We start from the raw sequence: 21,280 nt of genomic DNA, 5'->3' as shown, positions 1-21,280 counted from the left end.
ACATGGACAGCGGCAAGAAGAGGGCGGCCGTGCTCGGCGCCGCGGCCCTGGTCGTCGGGCTCACCCAGTACGTCACGTCCGCGTCCGCGGCCCCGGACCGGCCGGGAGCGGCGGACCGGCCGAGGGCGGCGGTCGGCGAACCGACCGACATCGCGACGATATCCACCGGCTGGACGATCCCCTGGGGCACGTCCTGGACGCCCGACGGCAAGGCCGCCCTGGTCACCGAGCGCGACGACTTCCGCGTCTGGCTGGTCTCGGGGGACGGCAAGGACAAGAAGCAGATGGGCACGGTGCCCGAGTCGCAGACCACCGGCGGAGAAGGCGGGCTGATGGGGGTGGCCGTCGACCCGGACTGGGCCACGAACCACCACGTGTACGTCATGCACACCTCGTCCGAGGGCAATCGCATCGCGCGCATGACGTACGACGGGACGGAGCTGACCGACTACGAGGTGCTGCTCAAGGGGATCAAGAAGAACAAGTACCACAACGGGGGCCGCCTGGCCTTCGGCCCCGACGGCTACCTCTACGCCACCACCGGCGACGCCCAGGACGGCGCCCTCGCACAGGACGAGAACTCCCTGAACGGCAAGATCCTGCGCCTCACCAAGGACGGCGGGGCGGCACCCGGCAACCCCTTCGGTAACTACGCCTACAGCATGGGGCACCGCAACCCGCAGGGCATCGCCTTCGATCCCCAAGGAAGGCTGTGGGAAGCGGAGTTGGGCCAGAGCGCGAAGGACGAGCTGAACCTCATCAAACCCGGTGAGAACTACGGCTGGCCCACCTGCGAAGGCACCTGTGACGTCTCCGGCATGACCAACCCCAAGAAGACCTGGGGCGTCGCCGAGGCCTCGCCGAGCGGCGTCGCCGTCGTCGACGGAGCCGTCTACATGGCGGCGTTGAAGGGCGAGCGGCTCTGGCGCATACCGATCAACGCCGACAACGAGGACGTCGGGACGGCGAAGGCGTTCTACGTCGGCGAGTACGGGCGGCTGCGCGCGGTCACGGCCGTGCCGGGCGCCGACCAGCTGTGGCTCTCGACCACCAACGCCGACAACAACGGCGGGCAGCCCGACGGTTCGGACCAGATATTCCGCGTGACGATCGGTTAGCGACGCGGGCCTAGGCCGCGGTGGTCCCGAGGTACGCGTCCCGCACCTTCGGGTCCGCGCGTACCTCGGCCGCCGTGCCCTCGGCCAGGACGCCGCCGAGGTCGAGGACCACCACGCGGGCGCAGAGCTCCATCACGAAGGCGACGTTGTGCTCCACGAGGAGCACGGCGCAGTCCTCCTCGTCCGCGAGGTGCCGGATGACGGCCGAGAGCAGGCCTCGCTCGTCGGCCGTCATCCCGGAGGCGGGCTCGTCCAGGAGCAGCACCCTGGGCGGGTCCGCCAGCGCGCGTGCCAGTTCCACCATGCGGGCCCGGCCGACCGGCAGCGCGCCCGCGTACTCGTCGGCGAGTTCCTCAAGCCCGCACTCCCGCAGGACGGTTGACGCGCGGGACCGTCTTTCCCGTTCATGCGTACGCCGGGTGGGCGAGGCGAGCAGATCGGCGCCGAACCCGCCACCGCCGCCACGCCACTCCTGTGCGACGAGCAGATTGTCGGCCACCGTGAGCTGCCCGAAGAGCTGCTGGCGCTGGAAGGTGCGGCGCATGCCGTGGCGGGCGCGCCAGACGGGGGAGCGGCGTGTGACGTCGACGCCGTCGAGCAGGACGCGCCCCTGGTCGGGGCGGCGGATACCGGAGACGACGTCGAACAGGGTTGTCTTTCCCGCCCCGTTGGGGCCGATGAGGCCGCAGACCTCGCCGGGGCGCAGGCTCAGGTCCACGTCCGTGAGGGCGTGAATGCCGCCGAAGCGGACGCCGATGCCGGAGGCGTCGAGGATGCGCTCGCTCATGGCCGTCCCACTCCTTCGGTGTGACCCTGCGCGGCTATGCCCAGATAGGCCTCGGTCAGCTGGTCCGCCCGGACCTCGGAGCGCGGGCCGCACCAGGAGATCCGGCCCTGTGAGAGGTAGGCGACGGTGTCGGCGACGCCGAGGATCTCAGCGGCCTTCTCCTCCACGAGGAGCAACCCCGTTCCGGCGTCGCGCAGTTCGGCGAGGAGGCGGAACACCTCCTCGACCACGCGGGGTGCGAGGCCGAGGGACGGCTCGTCCGCGATCAGTACCTTCGGCGGGCGCTGGAGGAGGGGCGCGAGGACGAGCATCTGCTGCTCCCCTCCGGAGAGGGAGCCCGCGGTGACCTTCCGCCGTGCGGCGAGGCCGGGGAAGCGTTCGTAGACGGCATCGCGTGCGCCGCTCTCCGGGAGGTGCAGGGTGAGGTTCTCCTCGATGGTCAGGGAGGGGAAGATGCCCCGGCCCTCGGGGGCGAGGACGACTCCGGATCGGGAGCGGTGGACGGGGCCGCGGTGCGTGGCGTCGGCCCCCGCGACGTGGATACGCCCCCGGGTGGGGGCGAGGAGCCCGGCCGCGGCCTTGCAGGTCGTGGACTTGCCCGCGCCGTTGGGCCCGAGCAGGGCGACGATTTCGCCCGGGTGGACGGTGAGGTCCACTCCGTGGAGTACGGGGGCGCCGTCGTATCCGGCGTGGACGTCACGCAGGGCTAGGGAGGGCTGGGATTTGTCCCCAAGCCCGCCCCTTCCCGAAACCGTGGGCTGCCCGACCCTTCCCGAAACCGTGGGCTCTGCCCCCGGGCCCCCGTAGCGGCCTTCGGCCTCGTCCTCAGACGCCGGACGGGCTGAACTGCCGGAGGCGACCCCAGCCCCCACCCGCCGCCGATGCAGCCGCACCGAAACCGCCGCGCAGTACCCGTCCGGATCATTGGCCAGCGCAAGCCCCGCCAACCCGAACAGAATCACCGGCAGCTGCACGGACTCCGTCACGTAGTCGGCGACCAGGTGCGGCACGATCGCGAAGACGAGCCCCGCCACCACCGCGAACTGCGGCCTGCGCACCCCCGCGGCCACCACGACCGCCAGCCACACGAGCCCCGTCATCGCGGTGAAGTCCGTGGCGGTGATACGCGTGTTGAACGACGCGTACATCACGCCGCCGAACCCCGCGAGCCCCGCAGACAACGTGAAAAGGAGCAGCTTCGTCCGCACCACCGACACCCCGGAGGCCATCGCCGCCGCAGGAGCGGACCGCACCGCCAGCATCGCCCGCCCCGTCGCCGAACCCCGCAGCGCGCTCAACGCGGCCACGGCCACGGCCACCAGGACGACCATCGCCACGCCCATCGCGCGGTCGTCGCTCAGATCGACGGGGCCGAAGACGGCGCGCGGGATCTCCCACCCGGTGTCGCCGTTCCTCAACCACCCCATCTGGAAGAGGACTTGATCGGAGAGGAAGGCCAGGGCGAGCGTGGCGAGCGCCAGTGACCGGCCGCCGAGACGCAGCGCCGGCAGCGCGACCAGGGCGCCGAGCACCGCGGCCCCGCAGGTCCCGACCAGAGCCGCCGCGACGAACGGCCACCCGTGGCTCATCAGAAGCCCCGCCACCAGCGCCGCGCCCGTCACGAACGTGGCCTGCGCCAAGGACACCATCGCGCCGAGGCCCGTCACGACGGTGAAGGAGATGAAGACCAGGGAGATCGCGAGGCCCTGCGCGAGGATCCCGCTCCAGAAGGGCGTGGTGACCGTATAGAAGGACAGCGCGAGCAGTACACCCCCCACGGCCCACGGCCCCCACCTGCGCATCCACGACTTCCCGGCGAGATAGTCGATCGGCGGCGCGTCCACCGCCGCCGTGCCCGCCGTCCGCTGCCGCCGCGTCATGAGCAGCAGCCCGGCGAAGAGGATCAGGAACGGGACGGCCGTACGGAACCCGGTGATCTTCTCCGCGAAATCGGCGTACCCGGCGACCAGGTTCTGCAGCACGCCGAGCCCGAGTCCGCCCGCGAACGCCAGCGGGATCGACATGAAGCGTCCGAGCACCGCGGCCGTGGCCGACACGAACAGGAACAGGGTGAAGTCGTGCGAGGACAGGCCCAGCAAGGGAGTCGCCAGCACACCGGCAAGACCCGCGAGGCCCGACGACAGCATCCACGCCACCGACGAGAGCCGGTCCGCGCTCATGCCCCGCAGCTCCACCAGCGAACGGTTGTCCACCGCGGCCCGCAGCCGCAGCCCCAGCGGCGTGTGCCGCATCAGGATCCACAGGCCGACGGCGACCACGGCTGTCGCGACCCATGTGATCAGCTGGTCGGAGTCGATGCCGACGCCGTCCATCAGCTGCCAGGACGTCGCCGGGCTCGGCCCGACGCCCGGCAGTCCGAACTGGTTCTCGGCCGGTTTGACGGACGCCCCTGCGTCCTGAAGGAGCTCCACCACCCACAGACCCAGCGCGGGCAGCGCGACGAGCAGCCCGATCGTCGCCACGATCTGCGCGGTCTCGCCCACCCTCGCCAGCTTGCGGAACATCAGCCGGTCAAGGCCCCAGCCGAGCGCGGGCGCCACGACACAGACGAGAAGGAGCGCCGTCGGCACGGCGGGCCAGCCGAAGCCGGAGTGGAGTTCGTAGAAGGCGAGCGCGCAGAGGTAGGCGGTCGCGCCGTGCGCGAAGTTGAAGAGGCCGGAGGCGGAGTAGGACAGGACGAGGCCCGTCGCGAGCAGCGCGTACAGGGCGCCGGAGACGAGACCGCTCAGCACGAATCCCAGCAGGTCGGACATGGATGACCCGCCCTTCTACTTGAAGGGGATGGGGTCGTAGCACGTGAAGGGCGAGGACACCGAGTACTTCCCGTCCTTCAGCTGCACCAGCGCGCCGCAGCCGAACGACTCCTTCTGCCCCTTGGGCAGGCTGCGGTCGCCGACCATCGTGTCCTTGTCGGAGAAGCCGTTCGCCGCCTGCTGGAAGGAGTCGACGGTCAAGTCCTTGCCCGCCTTGTCGGCGATCGAGAGGAAGAGGTCGGCCGACATGTAGCCGGTCATCATGTGCATGTTGAGCGGGACGTCCTTGCCCGCCGCCTTCCTGATGTCCGCCTTGAACTGCTTCATCGCCGCGGTGTTCTGCTCGAACGGCTGGAAGGCGAGCAGGATGTGCACGCCGTCGAGCGCCTTCTTCGTCGCGCTCTTGGCGAGGAGACCGGGGTCGTAGTCGGTCGGGTCCGTGATCACGCCCTTGAAGCCGGAGCGCTTGACGGCCGTGAACAGGCCGATGTTGTACGGGGTCTGCATCACGGAGACGACCACGTCCGGCGCCTTGCCGCCGTCCGAGCGCAGGATCTCCTTGGTGTACGCCGACCAGTCGCTCGGCACGGAGGTCGCGGGCACGGTCGACTTGGCGTACGTCACCTTGTAACCGGCTGCCGCGAAGCTCTGCTTGTAGGTGCGGATGGCGAAGGTGCCCGCGTCGTTGTCGTTGGCGAGGATGGCCACGGACTTGCCCTTGGAGCCGTCCGTCACCTTCTTCAGGCCCTCGGGCCAGCTCTGCGTGATGGTGCCGCCCGGCATCGGGACCATGCAGCCGCCGTAGCCGTACATGTAACTCGGGCCGCAGAAGGGCGGGATGGTGCCCCAGCCGAACGTGGGGACCTTCTGCTTCTGGAGGAAGTCGGCGCCGGAGAAGGTGACCGAGCTCATCGGCGAGATGGCGAACACCTTGTCCTGCTGGACGAGTTTGCGCGCCGCCGCGAGGTTCTTGCCCGGGTCCTGGCCGTCGTCCTCCGCGCCCAGGTAGTCGATCTTCCGCCCGTGTACGCCGCCTTCGGCGTTCGCGCGGTCGAAGCGGGCCTTGGCGCCGAGGTCGGTGTCCTTCTTGCTGTAGCCGCTCGCGGTCGTCATGGAGACGATGCCGCCGACCTTGATGGAGTCGGCGCTCACGCCGCGTACGGAGCCGCCTGCCTTGTCGCTGCCGCTCGAACCGCTGCTGTTGGAGGCGGAGTTGCAGGCGGTGGCGAGCAGCAGTGCGGCCACGGTGGCGGTGATGGTGCGGATCGATCGCGACACGAGTCGAGCCCCCTCCGTCGAAGTGGGGCTGATTCTGTGCGGGACCTGATGAACCGTCAAGAACTGCCGCATCGGCAATTGATGGACCGTCAGAAACCCTGGAAGGTTCCTTACGCCCGGTAAAGGGCCTCCACCTCGGCCGAGTAGGCCGTCTCGATCGCCTTGCGCTTGAGTTTCAGCGAGGGCGTCAGCAGCCCGTGCTCCTCGGAGAACTGGTGAGCCAGTATCCGGAACGTACGGATCGACTCGGCCTGCGAGACAAGGGTGTTGGCGGCCACCACGGCCCGCCGCACCTCGGTCTCCAGATCCGGGTCGCGCACCAGGTCGGTGGGGGACATCGGAGGCTTGCGGCGCATGTTCAGCCAGTGCTCGACGGCCTCGCCGTCCAGCGTGACGAGCGCCGCGATGTAGGGCCGGTCGTTGCCCACGACGATGCACTGCGCGACCAGCGGATGGTCGCGCACCCGCTCCTCCAGCTGCCCCGGCGAGACGCTCTTGCCGCCGGACGTCACCAGGATCTCCTTCTTGCGCCCGGTGATCGTGAGGTAGCCGTCCTCGTCGAGCGCCCCCAGGTCACCGGTGGCCAGCCAGCCCTCGTGCAGGGTCGCGTCGGTGGCCTTGGGGTCGTTGAGATAGCCCTGGAAGACGTTCGCGCCGTTCAGCCACACCTCGCCGTCGTCCGCGATGTACACGGTGGTGCCGGGGATGGGCTGGCCGACCGTGCCGTAGCGGGTGCGCTCGGGCGGGTTGGCGGTGGCGGCCGCGGTCGACTCCGTCAGGCCGTACCCCTCGTAGATCTCGACGCCCGCGCCAGAGAAGAACAGGCCGAGGCGCCGGTCCATCCCGGAGCCGCCGGACATCGCGTGCCGGACACGGCCGCCCATCGCGTCGCGCACCTTGGCGTAGACGAGCTTCTCGAAGAGCGAGTGCTGCATGCGCAGGGCCGCCGAAGGCCCGGGTCCGGTGCCGAAGGCCTTGGCCTCCATCGCGTCCGCGTACCGCACGGCGCACTCCACGGCCTTGTCGAAGGGCCCCGTCTTGCCGTCCTTCTCGGCCTTGCGCCGCGCGGCGTTGAAGACCTTCTCGAAGATGTACGGCACGGCCAGGATGAACGACGGCCGGAACGCCGCGAGGTCCGGGATGAGCGCCGCCGCGTTCAGGCTCGGCTGGTGACCCAGCTTGACCCGGCCACGGACCGCGGCGACCTGCACCATCCGCCCGAAGACGTGCGCGAGCGGCAGGAAGAGCAGCGTCGTCGCCTCGTCGCCGCGCCGGGAGTGGAACACCGGCTCCCAGCGCTGGATGACCGTCTCCGCCTCGAACATGAAGTTCGCGTGGGAGATCAGACAGCCCTTGGGGCGTCCTGTCGTGCCCGAGGTGTAGATGATCGTGGCGATCGAGTCCGGGGTGACGGCGCGGCGGTGGCGGTTGACCACCTCGTCGTCGACGTCCTGTCCCGCGCGGTTCAGCTCGTCCACGGCGTCGGCGTCCAGCTGCCACAGCCTGCGCAGCTGTGGCAGCCGGTCGATCACCGAGCCGATCGTCATCGCGTGGTCCTCGTGCTCGACCATGGCGGCCGACACCTGCGCGTCGTGCAGCATCCAGAAGACCTGCTCGGCCGACGACGTGGGGTAGACGGGCACCACCTGGGCGCCGACCGTCCAGAGCGCGTAGTCGAAGAGCGTCCACTCGTAGCGCGTGCGGCACATGATGGCGACGCGGTCGCCGAAGCGGACGCCCTGCGCGAGCAGCCCCTTGGCGAGCGACATCACATGGTCGCGGAACTCCGCCGATGTGACGTCGCGCCACACGCCGTCGGTCTTGCGTCCGAAGGCGATGTGGAGCGGATCCTCAAGGGCATGGTCGAACACGACGTCGGCAAGGCCGCCCACCAGCGGCGCCGACGCCATCGGAGGGTTCGTGAACTCGCGCAATGATGCTCCTTGTGGCGCTCCGCACAGCGCCGGTGACGGTACCCCACCGCAGTGCCCTGCGGGAGAGGGGTGACCGACCCCTCGGTACGTACCGTCCACGCTGGTCAGCCGGTTAAATCCGGCCACAAGGGGAGGGGTGGGACAGAATACTTACGGTTGAGTAAGTTTCGGTGGCGTAATCTCCACCGAATCTGTACGCAGCGGTTACGGCTGTGACTGTCCTTCGAGGACGCGTTCGGCGGGTGCCGGAACCTTCGCCTCCGGTGCCGTGCGGGCGGACCGGACCATGGCGAGAACCGCCACTCCCGCCACCAGGCCCACCACGCCCGCGACGACCGCCGCCGCGTTCAGGCCGGAGGCGAACGCAGTCCGCACAGCATGATCGGAAAGCGTGCCACGCATGGCCGCCGCGCCGCCGCCCGCGACGGTGTGAGCCGCGTCATGGCCGAGCGTGTCCTGCATGCGCGAGGTCAGCACGGTGCCGAAGACGGCGACCCCGAGCGCGTACCCGAGCTGCCGGAACGTGTTGACCGCGCCGCCCGCCATCCCCGAGTTCGCCGGCGGCACCGCCGCGAGGGCCGCGCCCCCGAGGGCCGGTGAGACCAGCCCTGTGCCGATGCCCGCGAGGGTGAGCCCCGGGACGAGCGCACCCCAGGACGACCCGGCGTCGAGCACGGCGAGGGCGATCCCGCCGCCACCGATCAGCAGCAGACCCACGCCGATGGTCAGCCGCGCGGGCACCCCGTGCAGCAGCCGTCCGCCGATCGCGGCCACGACGAACGAGGTCGCGGCGAGCGGCAGCATGACGAGGCTGCCGGTCACCGGGCTCATGCCGAGCACGGTCTGGAGCCAGATCGAGAGGTAGGGCATCAGGCCGAACGCGGCCGCGTTGTAGCCGATCGCGCCGACCAGTACGCCCGTGAAGGCGGGCATGCGCAGAAGCTTCAGGTCCAGCAGGGGGTGTGCGACGCGGCGTTCGACGGCCACGAAGGCGGCGAGCGAGAGCACCGCGACCGTAAGGGTCGCCACGGTGGGCGCCGACGTCCAGCCCTCCGAACCCGCCCGCACCACTCCGTAGGTCAGTGCGCCCGCGAAGAGCGCGAACGTCACCGTGCCCGCCCAGTCGACCCGCCGGCCCGCCTGGCCCTTCGACTCCGGCACCACGCGCAGCGTCAGCCACATCGACGCGACGCTCACCGGCAGGTTCACGAAGAAGATCCACCGCCAGCCGGGCCCTTCGGCGAGCAGCCCGCCGACGATCGGTCCCATCGCCGCCGCAGCCCCGCTGACCGCACCCCAGACGCCGAGCGCGACCGACCGGTCCCGCCCCTGGTAGGCGGCGCCGAGCAGCGGCAGGGTCGTCGCGAACATCGCGGCGGCGCCGAGTCCCTGAAGCGCGCGGGCGGCCACCAGGGCCTCCGCGTTCGTGGCGAGCCCGCAGCCCAGCGAGGCGAGCGCGAAGAGCGCGGTGCCCGCCACGTTGAGCCGCCGCCGGCCGAGCACGTCCGCCGCGGCCCCGACCCCGAGCAGCAGCGCGGCCAGCGCGAGCGCGTAGCCGTCGATCACCCATTGCAGATCGCTCAGCGAGGCGTCCAGCGCCGTCGCCATGTCGGGCAGTGCCACGACCACGATGGTCACGTCCAGCAGCAGCATGAACGTCCCCAGGCATACCGCTGTGAGCGGCCCCCATGTACGCATTGTCAACTCTCCTCGTGCGACTTGTACGACGCGTGTGCGTGCCTCGTACGATGGAGTCCGCCCGGACGATCCAGGTCACCAGCCACGAGAGATCGAAGGAATCCGACAGTAATGGCCAGCACAGCAACGGAATCCCCCACCCCGGGCATGCAGGACTCGCTCGACGTCCAGCTCCTCCAGGCCCTGGAGATCGACGGGCGTGCGCCCTTCAGCAAGATCGCCGCTGTCCTCGGCGTCTCCGACCAGACCGTCGCCCGCCGCTACCGCAGGCTGGTCGCCGACGGCAGCCTGCGGATCGTCGCCGTCCGGGACCACGAGAAGCTCGGCCAGGACCAGTGGATGCTGCGCCTTCGCTGCGCCCCCGAAGGCGCCGACGCCATCGCCACCGCCCTGGCGCGCCGCCCCGACACCTCGTGGATCGGCCTCACGTCCGGCGGCACCGAAGTCGTCTGCTGCACCCGGCCGCGCACCCGCACCGACCAGGACGAGCTGCTGCTCGCCAAGCTCCCGCGCACCCCGCACATCGTCGACATCCGCGCCCAGCAGATGCTGCACCGCTTCTTCGGCGGCCCGGACGGCTGGCTGATGAAGCACGGGCCGCTGGACGACGAGCAGATCGCGGCCCTGCGCCCCGCGCGGCCCGCGCCCGCCGTCCGCACCGACGTGCCCCAGCGCATCGAGCCGGAGGACGAGCCGCTCGTCGCCGCCCTCGAACAGGACGGCCGCGCGACCTACCCGGAGCTCCAGCAGGCCACCGGGCGTTCGGAGTCGGCCGTCAAGCGCCGCCTCGGCGCGCTGCTCGCCTCCGGGGCCATCTACATCGACATCGAGTACGCCAACGCCCTCATCGACCTGCACGTCGGCGCGATGCTCTGGATCACCACCGCGCCCTGGGCCATGGAGTCGGTGGGCAACGCGCTCGCGTCGCATGCCGAGATCGCCCACGCCACCGCCGTGGCGGGACCCTCCAACATCATGGCGACGGCCGTGACCCGCGACATTCCGGCGCTCTACGCCTACCTCAGCGGAAAGCTGGGGCAGCTCGACGGCGTCCAGCACGTCGAGACCGCGCCGTTCATGCGCCGCGTCAAGCAGCTCACCTACCGGCCCTATCCCCGCTGAGTGCCCTATCCCCGCTGACGCCGCCGGTGCAGCCGGTCGCCGCCCGCCAGGATCGACGCGGCGAGCGCGTCCGCCGCGCCCTGCGCCGAGGCCCGCCGCTCGCCGTGCAGGAGCACGAAGTCCACCGCGCCCAGCTCCGGAAGGCCCGCACGCTCCGGGACGCGGACCAGACCCGGCGGGATCAGGCCGTGGGAGTGCGCCATCACGCCGAGTCCCGCGCGGGCGGCGGCGACCAGGCCGTTCAGGCTGCCGCTCGTGCAGGCGATCCGCCAGGCGCGGCCGCGCCGCTCCAGGGCTTCAAGGGCCAGCGCGCGGCTGATGCCCGGCGGCGGGAACACGACGAGCGGCACCGGCTCATCGGGGTCGAGCCGCAGCCGCTCGGCGCCGATCCAGACCAGCTCGTCGTGCCAGACCAGCTCGCCGCGCGGGTCCTCGGGGCGCCGCTTGGCCAGGACCAGATCGAGCTTGCCCGCGTCCAGACTCTCGTGCAGCGTGCCGGACAGCTCGACCGTCAGCTCCAGGTCGACGTCCGGGTGGTCGTGCCGGAACGACTCGAGGATGTCGGTGAGCCGGGTCAGGACGAAGTCCTCCGACGCCCCGAACCGCAGCCGCCCGCCGAGCCGTGTCCCGGTGAAGAACGCCGACGCCTGCTCGTGCACCTCCAGGATCCGCCGCGCGAAGCCGAGCATCGCCTCGCCGCTCTCCGTCAGCTCCACCGAGTGCGTGTCGCGCGCGAAGAGCTGGCGTCCGGTGGCGTCCTCCAGGCGGCGCACGTGCTGGCTCACCGTGGACTGGCGCAGACCCAGGCGCCGGGCGGCCTGCGTGAAGCTCAACGTCTGGGCCACCGCGAGGAACGTACGGAGCTGGGCGGGGTCGTACATGGTCACAACGTTATCGCGAAACGTGATGACAGTCAGAGCGGTATCCGGGATTCCCGATCGCGGTGATCAGGAGGATCATCAAGAGGGCACGATGTGAACCGAAACCGATGGAGCGAAGTGAAACGCCCGAGCTGGCCCACCTGGATGCCGATCGACCCCTACATCCTGGCGTTGCTCGGCACGGTGGGCGTCGCCGCGCTGCTGCCCGCGCGCGGCATCGGCGCCGACATCGCGGGCGGGGCCTCCACCGGGGCCGTCGCGTTCCTCTTCTTCCTCTACGGGGCGCGGCTCTCCACCCGTGAGGCCCTTGACGGCCTCAAGCACTGGCGGCTCCATCTCACCGTCCTCGCCTGTACGTTCATCGCCTTCCCGCTGCTCGGCCTCGCGGCCAAGGGACTCGTGCCGTACGTCCTGACGCCCGCCCTCTACAGCGGGTTCCTCTTCCTGACGCTCGTGCCCTCCACGATCCAGTCGTCGATCGCCTTCACCTCCATGGCGCGCGGCAACGTCCCCGCGGCGATCTGCGCGGGCTCCTTCTCCTCGCTCGCCGGTATCGTCCTGACACCGCTCCTCGCGGCCGCCCTGCTCGGCAACAGCGGGGGCGGGTTCTCCGCGGACTCGGTCATGAAGATCGTGCTGCAGCTCCTCGTGCCGTTCCTGGCCGGACAGTTCCTGCGCCGCTGGATCGGTGGCTTCATCGCCCGGAACAAGAAAGTGCTCGGCTTCGTCGACCGCGGCTCGATCCTGCTCGTCGTCTACACCGCGTTCAGCGAGGGCATGGTGCAGGGCATCTGGCACCAGGTGACGCCGCTGCGCCTTGGCGCACTGCTCGGTGTGGAGGCGGTGCTGCTTGCCGTGATGCTCGCCCTCACCTGGTACGGGGCCAAGAAGATGGGCTTCGACCGCGGGGACCGCATCGCCATCCAGTTCGCCGGGTCGAAGAAGTCCCTCGCAGCCGGACTGCCCATGGCGAGCGTCCTGTTCGGGGCCCAGGCCTCCCTCGCCGTCCTGCCGCTGATGCTCTTCCACCAGATGCAGCTGATGGTCTGCGCGGTGATCGCCAAGCGGCGCTCGCGGGACCCCGAGGACCCCGAGGAGTTCGTCAGCGAGCCGTCGCGATCCGAAGAGACACGAACCGCGGTCGGTACAGGGACACGTTCCGGGTGACGTTCGCCTGCGCGTTCGCGGGGGTCGCGTCCAGCCAGTTGACGTCGTAGCTGAGCAGCAGTCGCCCGTTCCCGCTGAGTGCCGGATGGGCCTGGGGGTTGTACGCGGCCATGTCCTGCTCGGCCGAGCCGTCCTTCGGCAGCGGCGGCGCGAATCCCTTGGCGGGGCCGTGCCAGGGGCCGGTGGGCGAGCACGCCCAGTAGGAGGTCACGGTGGTCAGGCCCGCGGTGCCCGCGGCCATCGTGAACAGGACGTACGTCCTGTTCACGCGCACCACCGTGAACGCGCTGCCCACTCCCTTGCGTTCGCCGTCGCCGAGGACGGCCCGCGGCTTGCCGGACTCCGTCCAGTCCTCGCCGTCCCAGTACCGCCACGCGCCGGGCTCGGCGAGCCTGCCCCTGGGGACGCGCGCCACGTAGGCGTGCGAGGCGGGGCGGGCGGCGGCCTGCGCGTCGTTGCCGCCGAAGACGTACGTCCAGTCGCCGTCGTCGACCGTCGTCGTGCCGTACAGGACACGCTTCTCGGGGTCCGGCACGCCGCTCTGGTCGGAGACCTTGACGATGCCCTCGACGCGCAGATCGGGCAGGGAGAGCGTGGCGACCTCAGTGGCGTTCGGGACGCCGTAGATCCAGGGGCCCGTCCCGGTGGCGCGGGACCACAGCAGGACGCGTACGACGTCTTCGGACGAGCCGGGGGAGCGCGGCTCCACCTTCGCCGCGACCGGCCAGCGCCACTGCTGGGCCGCCGGGTCGGGGAAGAGCGGGGCGGGCAGGGTGCGCTGCAAGGTGCCCGAACGCGACATCACCACACCCGAGTTGCGGACCATGGGCGCGGTCGCGTCCCGCCAGGTGTGGGGCTGGCCCGCCGGGTTGGGCGGCGCGTGCACCTGGCCGAGGAACGTGTCGGAGAACAGCCACAGCAGCCGCCCGTCCGGAAGGCGCACCGAATGCGTGCCGTCCCCGCCGGTCCAGTCGTCGGCCCGCGCGGTGTCGTCGCCGTAGCGGGCGAACGCGCCGGTGACCTTGTCGTCGGCGGCCCAGGACGAGACGGTGCGTGCCTCGCATGCGTCGCCGCCCTCCCGGTCGTCCGGGAGGGCGGTGAGCAGCACGGCCGCGCAGGCCAGGGCGAGCAGCAGGACGATCCAGGTCCTGCGCGCGCTCCGTCCCCCGCGTGGACCTTGGTCGGCGGGCACGTGCGGGACGTTAGTTGCTCGCGCGGATGTGGTCCATGGGGAGCCATGCGACGGTGTCCCGCGTCACAGGCGCCTTGGATCCGCCGTCCCGTCCGAGCTCGGTCAGTTCTGCGTCGCTCAACGCGCGGTCGTAGACGCGCACTTCGTCGATCGAGCCCGTGAAATGGGCGCGGCTGTCGACCCGTTGGCCGACGTGGAAGCCGTACCCCGAGGTGCGGGTGACGGTGCCCGGGACGTCGGCGGTGGTGATCCGGGTGCCGTCGACGGAGAGGGTGAGCTGCCCTGAGCCCCTGCGCAGCGCGATGTGGTGCCACTGGCCGTCGTTGTAGGCGCCGGTGGTGCGCACGGACGCGGACCTCGGGGCGGCGGAGCCGTCGCGTGTGGTGATCAGGCCCGTGACGCGGTTGCTCGCCGGCTCGCCGCGCAGCCACACCTGCGGCTGGTTGGTGCCGATGCCGCCCATCCAGAGGAGCGGCTGTTCACCGCTGGTCGCGGAGTAGCGGAACCACAGGGATGCTGTGAAGTCCTTCCTTCCCAGGGGGAGTTGACTGCGGTACGGCAGTCGTACGGCGTCGTCCGTGCCGTCGAAGGCGATGGCCCTGCCGAACCGTCCCTCGGCCGTGGACGCCCCGCCGAGCACGGCCGCCCCCTTGGCGCGCGGCGCACGGTCGCCGGTCGTCGGGTCCGGGCCGCGGCGCGGTTGCAGCCAGTCCTCGGTGAAGCGCGCGAAGCGGATCTCGTCGCGGGCGTCGACCGCCCCGCCCTCGTACATCAGGCCCACGTGCGCGCCGTCGGCCCGCACCATGTCCGAGTAGCCGGACCAGTCCGTGGTCACCGTCGTGCCGCGGTCCACGCTGTCCCAGGTGCGACCGCCGTCGTAGGAGGAGCGGATCTGCATCGTGCGGCGGCGGTCGGGGTCACCGGGGCAGGCGAGCAGCATCCGCTTGCCGAACTGGAGCGTGGATCCCTGCACTTGGGGCGTGTAGAGATCGGGGATGGCCTTGAACGGCGCGACGAAGCTGTCGCCGCCGTCGCGGCTGACCGTGTGCGTGCGGTGCCCCAGGTCGGTGCCGTCCTGCTCGCGCCCGCTGACGTAGAGGGCGCCGTCCGGGCGCTCCGTGATGGTCATCTCCGACGGCTTCTGCCGGAACGTGCCGTCGTCCGCTATCGGGTACGAGTCCTTGGCGCCGATCCTCCAGTTGTCGCCGCCGTCGTCGCTGACGATCAGCGCGGCGTGGTTCGCGGTGACCCGACTGCCGTTCCACGTCTCGGTGTTGACGGTGAAGACGAGCCGCCCCGCGTGCCGGCCGCGGGTCAGCTGGAGGCCGTGCACGGGTCCTGTCGCGTACCAGGAGTTCCAGTCGTCCGGCAGGATCTGGTCGCTCAGGTCGCGCGGTGCCGACCAGCTGCGGCCGTCGTCGTCGCTGTACTGCAGGTGCGGGGTGCGGTCGCAGGGGACGGCGCAGTTCCCGCCGTCCGTGCGGCCCGTGTTGTACGTCTCCGCGAGGAGGATGCGGCCGGTCCTGCGGTCCACGATCGGGGCGGGGTTGCCGTGCGTGTCGCCCGCGCCTTCGTTGACGACCTGGAGCGGACTCCAGGTGCGCCCGCCGTCGTGCGAGCGCTTGACCACGATGTCTATGTCGCCCGCGTCGCTGCAGTCGTTCACGCGTCCCTCGGCGAAGGCGAGGAGCGTGCCCTTCACCGTCTTCACCACGGCGGGGATGCGGTAGCAGGCGTACCCGGGATCCTGCGAGGCCTTGAAGAGCACCTGCTGCTCGAACCCCGTCGCGCGCGTGTCCGGCGCCGCCTGGGCCGTGGGCCCGGGGAGCAGTGCCCCGACGGCGACGACGGTCAGTGCGGCCGTGGCGGTGCGGAGGGATCTGAGGCGTACACGGAGAGCTGATGGCATGGCGCGGCCCACCCTTCCAGGTGACTGGACATCCTGACATCCCACGTCCAACGTTCGCGCCACAGACGCTACTTGGGCGGTTCGGCACCCCACAAGAAGCGTGCGAGGCACGAATGCGCGCGGCCTGGTCAGGAGGCCGGATCCAGTGAGCCGGACCCTGTCGGGCTTGGCCGGTCAGGGAATCAGGACGACTTTCCCGAGGTTGCTCCGCTCCTCGATCACCGCATGCGCCTTCGCCGAGTCCTCAAGCGCGAACTCCGCGTGCACGGCGGGGCGCAGCGCGCCTGCCGCGAAGAGCCTCCACAGCTCGCGCCGCCACGTCTCGTACACCTCGGGCCTGCCGCGCGCGACGAGCGCCATCTGGAAGCCGATGACCGACTTGGCGCCCACGAGCAGGTCGTACGCCTGGACGGTGCCGCCGCCCGAGCTGTACGCGACGAGCCGCCCGTGCGGCGCCAGTGCCCGCACGGCGGGCGTGAGCAGCTCGCCGCCGACCGCGTCGAGGACGTAGTCGACGGGCGCGCCCCACGCCTCTTCGTCGTACGTGACGACCTCGTCGGCGCCGAGCGAGCGCAGGAAGTCCGCCTTGGTGGACCCTGCCCGGTTTCCCGACACGGCCCCCACGACCCGCGACGCACCCCTCAACTTGGCCAGTTGCAGCGCGAGATGGCCGACTCCGCTGGCCGCCGCCGTGACCAGCGCCGCCTCGCCCTGCGCGGGCCGGGCGGCATCGAGCGCGCCGTACGCGACGAGTCCGCTGCGGACGAGGGCGACCGCGTCGACGGCGCTCGCCCCGTCCGGGACGGGTGAGGCCATCGTGGCGTGCAGGAGCGCGAACTCGGCGTAGCCGTGCCCGAAGCAGAGCCCCGTGACGCGGTCACCCGGCGCGAACCCGCCCACGCCGTCACCGATGGACACCACCTCGCCGGCGATCTCCCCGCCGAGCGCGATCGGCTCACGGGGCTCGCGGACCTTGCGTACGACGGGGAGCGTGACCCCCGCCGCCTCGACGCGCACGAGGAGCTCGCCGGGGCCGGGCGCGGGGACGGGCGCGTCCTCGGCGAAGAGGACCTCGGGGCCACCGCTGTGTTCGTACCGAACGCTACGCATGCGTGCTCCAGGCAGAGAGGACCGTTGGCGGTCCGACCGTTGGGAGTCCCAACGGTACGCGCACTTTCATGGGGAAGTCCAACGATTCTCGGATAGGCTCGCCCCATGCCCACGACCCCGCCCGCCCCCAGCGGCATCCGCACCCTCCCCAGCTGGCTCCTCGGACGCGCGGCGGCCCGTGGCCGTGGCCTCGTCGCCGATGCCCTCGCTGGCGAGGACATGAAGATGTGGCACCACGTGGTGCTCTCCGCCGTCGCCGATCAGGGGCCCGTCGCACAGGCGGCGCTCGGCCGCAGCATCTCGCTCGACCCCAAGGACCTGGTCGGCGTCATCAACGATCTCCAGGACGCCGGACTCGTCCTGCGCGCGCCCGACCCCGCCGACCGCCGCAAGAACGCGATCACGATCACACCGGAGGGCGAGCGGACCCTCGGCCGCTGCGCCGAGGTGGCGTCGCGCGCCAACGACGAACTCCTGGCGCCTCTTTCGGTCGCCGAGCGGCGGCAGTTCCTGGCCCTGCTCACCCGGATCTCGGGCACCGGGGCATAGCGCGAGCGGCGGGTGGGACCCCGCCGGCGCAGGGGGCGCTCCCCGCCGGCCGGGGTCCCGCCGCCGTGCAGCGGGGAGCGGCCGGTCAGCCCTTGGAGGCCGTGGCCCGCACGGTGATCCGGTGCTCGCCCGCGTACACGTTCATGGAGGAGCCGCGCAGGAAGCCGACCAGGGTCAGGCCCGTCTCCGCGGCCAGATCGACGGCGAGGGACGACGGCGCGGAGACGGCCGCGAGCACCGGAATGCCCGCCATCACCGCCTTCTGCGCCAGCTCGAAGGAGGCGCGCCCCGACACGAGAAGGACGGCACGCGACAGCGGCAGACGGCCGTCCTGAAGGGCACGCCCGACGAGCTTGTCGACCGCGTTGTGCCGGCCCACGTCCTCCCGTATGTCGAGGAGTTCGCCGTCCTCCGAGAAGAGCGCGGCCCCGTGCAGGCCCCCGGTCCGGTCGAAGACCCGCTGCGCCGCACGCAGCCGGTCGGGGAGGCACGCGAGCAGCTCGGTCCCGAGCCGGACCGGGGGAGTGCTGCCGCCGTCCGTGTCGTCGATCGCCCAGCGGGCCGTCGTACGGACCGCGTCCAGGCTCGCCTTGCCGCACAGGCCGCAGGACGAGGTGGTGTAGACGTTGCGTTCGAGGGTGATGTCGGGCAGGACGAGCCCAGGAGCGGTCTTCACGTCGACCACGTTGTACGTGTTCACGCCGTCCGCCGTGGCCCCCGCGCAGTAGACGATGGACTGGAGCTCGTCCGCCGAGCCGAGCACCCCCTCGCTCACGAGGAACCCCGCGGCGAGCGCGAAGTCGTCGCCCGGCGTGCGCATGGTGATCGCGAGCGGCTTGCCGTTGAGCCGGATCTCCAGTGGTTCCTCCGCGACCAGGGTGTCCGGCCGCTCGGTGACGGCCCCGTCCCTGATGCGGATGACGCGGCGGCGCTCCGTGACTCGTCCCATGTCGATCAGTCCCGGTTCTGTACGTGCTGGTAGCCGAAGCGGCCCTTGATGCAGAGGTTGCCGTGGGTCACCGGATTGTCGTGCGGTGAGGTGACCTTCACGATGTCATTGTCCTGCACGTGCAGGGTCAGATTGCAGCCGACTCCGCAGTACGCGCACACCGTCGTCGTCTCGGTCTGCTGCTCCTCGTCCCAGGTCCCCGCGGCCCGCATGTCGAACTCGGACTTGAAGCTGAGGGCCCCGGTCGGGCAGACCTCGATGCAGTTCCCGCAGTACACGCACGCGGAGTCGGTCAGCGGCCCGTCGTGCTCGACGGCGATCCGGGCGTCGAAGCCGCGGCCCACCACGGAGATGGCGAACGTGTTCTGCCACTGGTCACCGCAGGCGTCGACGCACTTGTAGCAGAGGATGCACTTGTCGTAGTCGCGCACGTAGAGGTCGTTGTCGACCCGGGGCTCCTCGTTCAGGCGGGCGGCGTCCGGGCCGAAGCGGTCGGGCTTGGCGTCGTACTCCTTGAGCCAGCCCGCGACCTTCGGCGTGGTCGACATGTCGACGGACGAAGCGAGCAGTTCGAGCACCACCTTCCGGCTGTGCCGGGTGCGCTCGGTGTCGGTGAGGACGGCCATGCCCGGCTCGGCCCGGCGCGAGCAGGCAGGGGCGAGGGTCCGGGCGCCCTCGACCTCGACGACACACACCCGGCAGGCGTTTTTCGGGGTGAGCGTGTCGCCCTCGCAGAGGGTCGGTACGTCCTTGCCCGCGGCCCGGCAGGCGTCCAGGATGGTCGACCCTTCGGGCACTCTGGCGTCCTGCCCGTCCAGCGTGAACTCGACGAGACGGCGCGGGATTCCCAGCGGTACGGCGGTCACTTGTACGCCCCCAGGCGGTCGATGGCGGATTCCACGGCGTTCCACGCGGTCTGGCCGAGCCCGCAGATGGAGGCGTCCCGCATGGTGCGCCCCACCTCGCGCAGGAGAGCGATGTCGCCCGCGGCGTCGGCCCCGGTCCGCTCGACGATGCGGTGCAGGGCCTCCTCCTGCCGGACGGTGCCGACCCGGCAGGGCACGCACTGCCCGCAGGACTCGTCGCGGAAGAACTCGGCGATGCGGAGCAGGACGCGGGGGAGCGGCACGGTGTCGTCCAGGGCGAGCACGACGCCCGAACCGAGCGTGGTGCCCGCGTCCCTCGTCCCCTCGAAGGTGAGCGGGATGTCGAGCTCGTCGGGCCGTACGAAGCCTCCGGCCGCGCCGCCCAGGAGGACCGCGCGGAGGTTGTCCGGCATCCCGGAGAGGGTGAGGAGCTCGCCGAGGGTGGCGCCGAAAGGGAGCTCGTAGATGCCGGGGCGCTCGACGCTGCCGGAGACGCAGAAGAGCTTGGGCCCGGTGGATTTGCCGGTGCCGATGGCGGCGTACGCCTCCGCGCCCATGGTGAGGATGGGCAGCACGTTGACGAGGGTCTCGACGTTGTTCTCGGCGGTGGGTTTGCCGAAGAGCCCCTTCTCGACCGGGAAGGGCGGCTTGGAGCGCGGCTCTCCTCGATACCCCTCGATGGAATTGAAGAGGGCGGTCTCCTCACCGCAGATGTAGGCGCCCGCGCCGCGCCGGATCTCGATGTCGAAGGCGTACCCCTGCCCCAGGACGTCGTCCCCCAGCAGCCCGCGCGCGCGTGCCTCCGCGATGGCGTGGTGCAGCCGCTCCAGGGCGCGGGGGTACTCGCCGCGGAGATAGAGGTAGCCGAGGTGGGCGCCGGTCGCGTACCCCGCGATGGTCATCGACTCGATGAGCGAGTACGGGTCGCCCTCCATGATCACCCGGTCCTTGAAGGTGCCGGGCTCGGACTCGTCGGCGTTGCAGACGAGGTAGTGGGGGTGGTCGGGCTGCGAGGCGGTGGCCTGCCACTTCCGTCCCGTGGGGAAGGCGGCGCCTCCTCGGCCGAGGAGGCCGGAGTCGGTCACTTCGCGGATGACGGCGGCGGGGCCGATGTCGAAGGCGGTGCGCAGGGCGGTGTAGCCGCCGTGCGCGCGGTAGTCGTCCAGGGACGAGGGGTCCACTCTGCCGATCCTGCTGAGCAGCAGGAGGCCGTCCCGACCTGCTTGGGGGACGGCGAGTTCCGCCGGGGGTTCGGCGGGGGCGGTCTCCGGGGCGAGGGCGGCTTGGGTGAGGGTGTCGGGTGCGGCGGGGGCGAGGGTTGCGGTGACGTAGGTTTTCTCCCCGCTCCCGCCCCTACCCGAATCCCCCGGCTCCGCCGCCTGGGGTTGCCGTCGATCACCGGCTCCGCCGAGTTCGTCCTCAAACGCCGGACGGGCTGAAACCCCCTCACCCGCCCGCACCACCAGCGCAGCCGGAGCCCTCTCGCACAACCCCAGGCAGGGGCTTCGCTCGACAGTGACCCCGGACTCCGGGGCGAGCCGCGCCTCCATCTCCCCGCAGAGCGAGGCCCCGCAGACGAGGTCCGTGCAGACCCGCACCACCGTCGCGGGACGCGGCCGCACCGAGAACATCGAGTAGAACGTGGCCACCCCGTACCCCTCTGCCGGCGGCACCATCAGCCGCCGGCAGAGGTAGTCAAGGCCCCCCTCGCTCACCCACCCCACGCGGTCGTTGAGCGCGTGCAATCCCGGCAACAACTCATCCCGCCGCTCCCGCGCCGCACGGCCTCCCCTGGCCCATCGCAGATCCGCGTCGCTGCGGTCGTCGGCCCCCTCCCAGGCGGACTCCGGCGGCCCGAGCACCGCGTCGACGGCCGCCCGCTCCTCGTCCGTCGGCTTGCTGTCACCGAAGTGCAGATCCATCAGCTTCCTTTCGAGGGGGTTAGC

The 21,280-nt window shown here is 71.2% G+C and carries 16 protein-coding genes; 4 read left to right on the top strand and 12 right to left on the bottom strand.

The window, feature by feature from the left end:
• Nucleotides 1-2 precede the first annotated feature (2 nt).
• Entirely contained in the window at nt 3-1,118 is a 1,116-nt protein-coding gene (locus tag ABZ833_RS11040) for a PQQ-dependent sugar dehydrogenase (protein ID WP_361044148.1), read from the top strand.
• A 10-nt stretch (nt 1,119-1,128) separates the two neighbouring features.
• Here ABZ833_RS11040 and ABZ833_RS11035 read toward each other — a convergent pair whose 3' ends face one another.
• The 5 genes from ABZ833_RS11035 to ABZ833_RS11015 form a co-directional block, all read right to left on the bottom strand.
• Nucleotides 1,129-1,905 (bottom strand): ABC transporter ATP-binding protein, encoded by a 777-nt coding sequence (locus ABZ833_RS11035; RefSeq protein WP_361044145.1) that lies wholly within the window; start codon nt 1,903-1,905, stop codon nt 1,129-1,131.
• On the bottom strand, nt 1,902-4,679 hold the full coding sequence (locus tag ABZ833_RS11030; protein WP_361044142.1) for an ATP-binding cassette domain-containing protein: 2,778 nt from the start codon (nt 4,677-4,679) through the stop codon (nt 1,902-1,904). The genes ABZ833_RS11035 and ABZ833_RS11030 overlap by 4 nt, the downstream gene beginning before the upstream one ends.
• 15 nt (nt 4,680-4,694) lie before the next feature.
• The gene (locus tag ABZ833_RS11025; RefSeq protein ID WP_361044139.1) at nt 4,695-5,957 is read right to left on the bottom strand and encodes an ABC transporter substrate-binding protein; all 1,263 of its coding nucleotides are present in this window, start codon (nt 5,955-5,957) and stop codon (nt 4,695-4,697) included.
• A 110-nt stretch (nt 5,958-6,067) separates the two neighbouring features.
• Nucleotides 6,068-7,891 carry an AMP-binding protein gene (locus tag ABZ833_RS11020; protein ID WP_361044136.1) on the bottom strand — a complete coding sequence of 608 codons (1,824 nt, stop codon included), beginning with the start codon at nt 7,889-7,891 and terminating at the stop codon, nt 6,068-6,070.
• Nucleotides 7,892-8,095: 204 nt separating this feature from the next.
• Nucleotides 8,096-9,589 carry an MFS transporter gene (locus ABZ833_RS11015; RefSeq protein ID WP_361044133.1) on the bottom strand — a complete coding sequence of 498 codons (1,494 nt, stop codon included), beginning with the start codon at nt 9,587-9,589 and terminating at the stop codon, nt 8,096-8,098.
• A 111-nt stretch (nt 9,590-9,700) separates the two neighbouring features.
• On the opposite strand from ABZ833_RS11015, the gene ABZ833_RS11010 reads away from it, so the two are divergent.
• Nucleotides 9,701-10,711 carry an Lrp/AsnC family transcriptional regulator gene (locus tag ABZ833_RS11010; protein ID WP_361044130.1) on the top strand — a complete coding sequence of 337 codons (1,011 nt, stop codon included), beginning with the start codon at nt 9,701-9,703 and terminating at the stop codon, nt 10,709-10,711.
• Between the two features lie 5 nt (nt 10,712-10,716).
• Here the strand turns inward: ABZ833_RS11010 and ABZ833_RS11005 are convergent, their stop codons facing one another.
• Nucleotides 10,717-11,592 (bottom strand): LysR substrate-binding domain-containing protein, encoded by an 876-nt coding sequence (locus tag ABZ833_RS11005; RefSeq protein ID WP_361044127.1) that lies wholly within the window; start codon nt 11,590-11,592, stop codon nt 10,717-10,719.
• 117 nt (nt 11,593-11,709) lie between these two features.
• Here ABZ833_RS11005 and ABZ833_RS11000 point away from each other — a divergent pair, with 117 nt between their 5' ends.
• On the top strand, nt 11,710-12,759 hold the full coding sequence (locus tag ABZ833_RS11000; RefSeq protein WP_361044124.1) for a bile acid:sodium symporter family protein: 1,050 nt from the start codon (nt 11,710-11,712) through the stop codon (nt 12,757-12,759).
• Here ABZ833_RS11000 and ABZ833_RS10995 read toward each other — a convergent pair.
• The 3 genes from ABZ833_RS10995 to ABZ833_RS10985 form a co-directional block, all read right to left on the bottom strand.
• Nucleotides 12,695-13,951 (bottom strand): hypothetical protein, encoded by a 1,257-nt coding sequence (locus ABZ833_RS10995; RefSeq protein WP_361044121.1) that lies wholly within the window; start codon nt 13,949-13,951, stop codon nt 12,695-12,697. The two genes, ABZ833_RS11000 and ABZ833_RS10995, sit on opposite strands and share 65 nt — an antisense overlap.
• Before the next feature lie 10 nt (nt 13,952-13,961).
• The gene (locus ABZ833_RS10990) at nt 13,962-15,860 is read right to left on the bottom strand and encodes a sialidase family protein (RefSeq protein ID WP_361044119.1); all 1,899 of its coding nucleotides are present in this window, start codon (nt 15,858-15,860) and stop codon (nt 13,962-13,964) included.
• Nucleotides 15,861-16,034: 174 nt separating this feature from the next.
• Nucleotides 16,035-16,970, bottom strand: coding sequence for a zinc-binding dehydrogenase (locus ABZ833_RS10985; protein WP_361044116.1), 936 nt, complete (start codon nt 16,968-16,970; stop codon nt 16,035-16,037).
• Nucleotides 16,971-17,075: 105 nt separating this feature from the next.
• Between ABZ833_RS10985 and ABZ833_RS10980 the strand changes: the two genes are divergently transcribed.
• Nucleotides 17,076-17,519 carry a MarR family winged helix-turn-helix transcriptional regulator gene (locus ABZ833_RS10980; RefSeq protein ID WP_361044113.1) on the top strand — a complete coding sequence of 148 codons (444 nt, stop codon included), beginning with the start codon at nt 17,076-17,078 and terminating at the stop codon, nt 17,517-17,519.
• Nucleotides 17,520-17,604: 85 nt separating this feature from the next.
• Here the strand turns inward: ABZ833_RS10980 and fdhD are convergent, their stop codons facing one another.
• The 3 genes from fdhD to ABZ833_RS10965 are packed head-to-tail and all read right to left on the bottom strand — an operon-like array spanning nt 17,605 to nt 21,256.
• The gene (gene fdhD, locus ABZ833_RS10975; protein ID WP_361044110.1) at nt 17,605-18,468 is read right to left on the bottom strand and encodes a formate dehydrogenase accessory sulfurtransferase FdhD; all 864 of its coding nucleotides are present in this window, start codon (nt 18,466-18,468) and stop codon (nt 17,605-17,607) included.
• 5 nt (nt 18,469-18,473) lie between these two features.
• Nucleotides 18,474-19,334, bottom strand: coding sequence for a 2Fe-2S iron-sulfur cluster-binding protein (locus ABZ833_RS10970; RefSeq protein WP_361044107.1), 861 nt, complete (start codon nt 19,332-19,334; stop codon nt 18,474-18,476).
• Complete coding sequence (locus tag ABZ833_RS10965) at nt 19,331-21,256, bottom strand: NADH-ubiquinone oxidoreductase-F iron-sulfur binding region domain-containing protein (RefSeq protein WP_361044104.1); 1,926 nt, start codon at nt 21,254-21,256, stop codon at nt 19,331-19,333. Before ABZ833_RS10965 ends, ABZ833_RS10970 begins: the two co-directional genes overlap by 4 nt.
• Nucleotides 21,257-21,280: the final 24 nt, after the last annotated feature.

The sequence above is a fragment of the Streptomyces sp. NPDC047525 genome (genome assembly GCF_040643025.1).
Taxonomy (GTDB): domain Bacteria; phylum Actinomycetota; class Actinomycetes; order Streptomycetales; family Streptomycetaceae; genus Streptomyces; species Streptomyces durmitorensis.
The sequence above is the reverse complement of the archived record's forward strand: the minus strand, read 5'-3'. Positions and strand labels throughout refer to the sequence as shown.

Coding starts and splice junctions, on each gene's coding strand:
- ABZ833_RS11040 (WP_361044148.1), top strand. CDS start 3: ATGGACAGCGGCAAGAAGAGGGCGGCCGTGCTCGGCGCCGCGGCCCTG.
- ABZ833_RS11035 (WP_361044145.1), bottom strand. CDS start 1,905: ATGAGCGAGCGCATCCTCGACGCCTCCGGCATCGGCGTCCGCTTCGGC.
- ABZ833_RS11030 (WP_361044142.1), bottom strand. CDS start 4,679: ATGTCCGACCTGCTGGGATTCGTGCTGAGCGGTCTCGTCTCCGGCGCC.
- ABZ833_RS11015 (WP_361044133.1), bottom strand. CDS start 9,589: ATGCGTACATGGGGGCCGCTCACAGCGGTATGCCTGGGGACGTTCATG.
- ABZ833_RS11010 (WP_361044130.1), top strand. CDS start 9,701: ATGGCCAGCACAGCAACGGAATCCCCCACCCCGGGCATGCAGGACTCG.
- ABZ833_RS11005 (WP_361044127.1), bottom strand. CDS start 11,592: ATGTACGACCCCGCCCAGCTCCGTACGTTCCTCGCGGTGGCCCAGACG.
- ABZ833_RS10990 (WP_361044119.1), bottom strand. CDS start 15,860: ATGCCATCAGCTCTCCGTGTACGCCTCAGATCCCTCCGCACCGCCACG.
- ABZ833_RS10985 (WP_361044116.1), bottom strand. CDS start 16,970: ATGCGTAGCGTTCGGTACGAACACAGCGGTGGCCCCGAGGTCCTCTTC.
- ABZ833_RS10980 (WP_361044113.1), top strand. CDS start 17,076: ATGCCCACGACCCCGCCCGCCCCCAGCGGCATCCGCACCCTCCCCAGC.
- fdhD (WP_361044110.1), bottom strand. CDS start 18,468: ATGGGACGAGTCACGGAGCGCCGCCGCGTCATCCGCATCAGGGACGGG.
- ABZ833_RS10965 (WP_361044104.1), bottom strand. CDS start 21,256: ATGGATCTGCACTTCGGTGACAGCAAGCCGACGGACGAGGAGCGGGCG.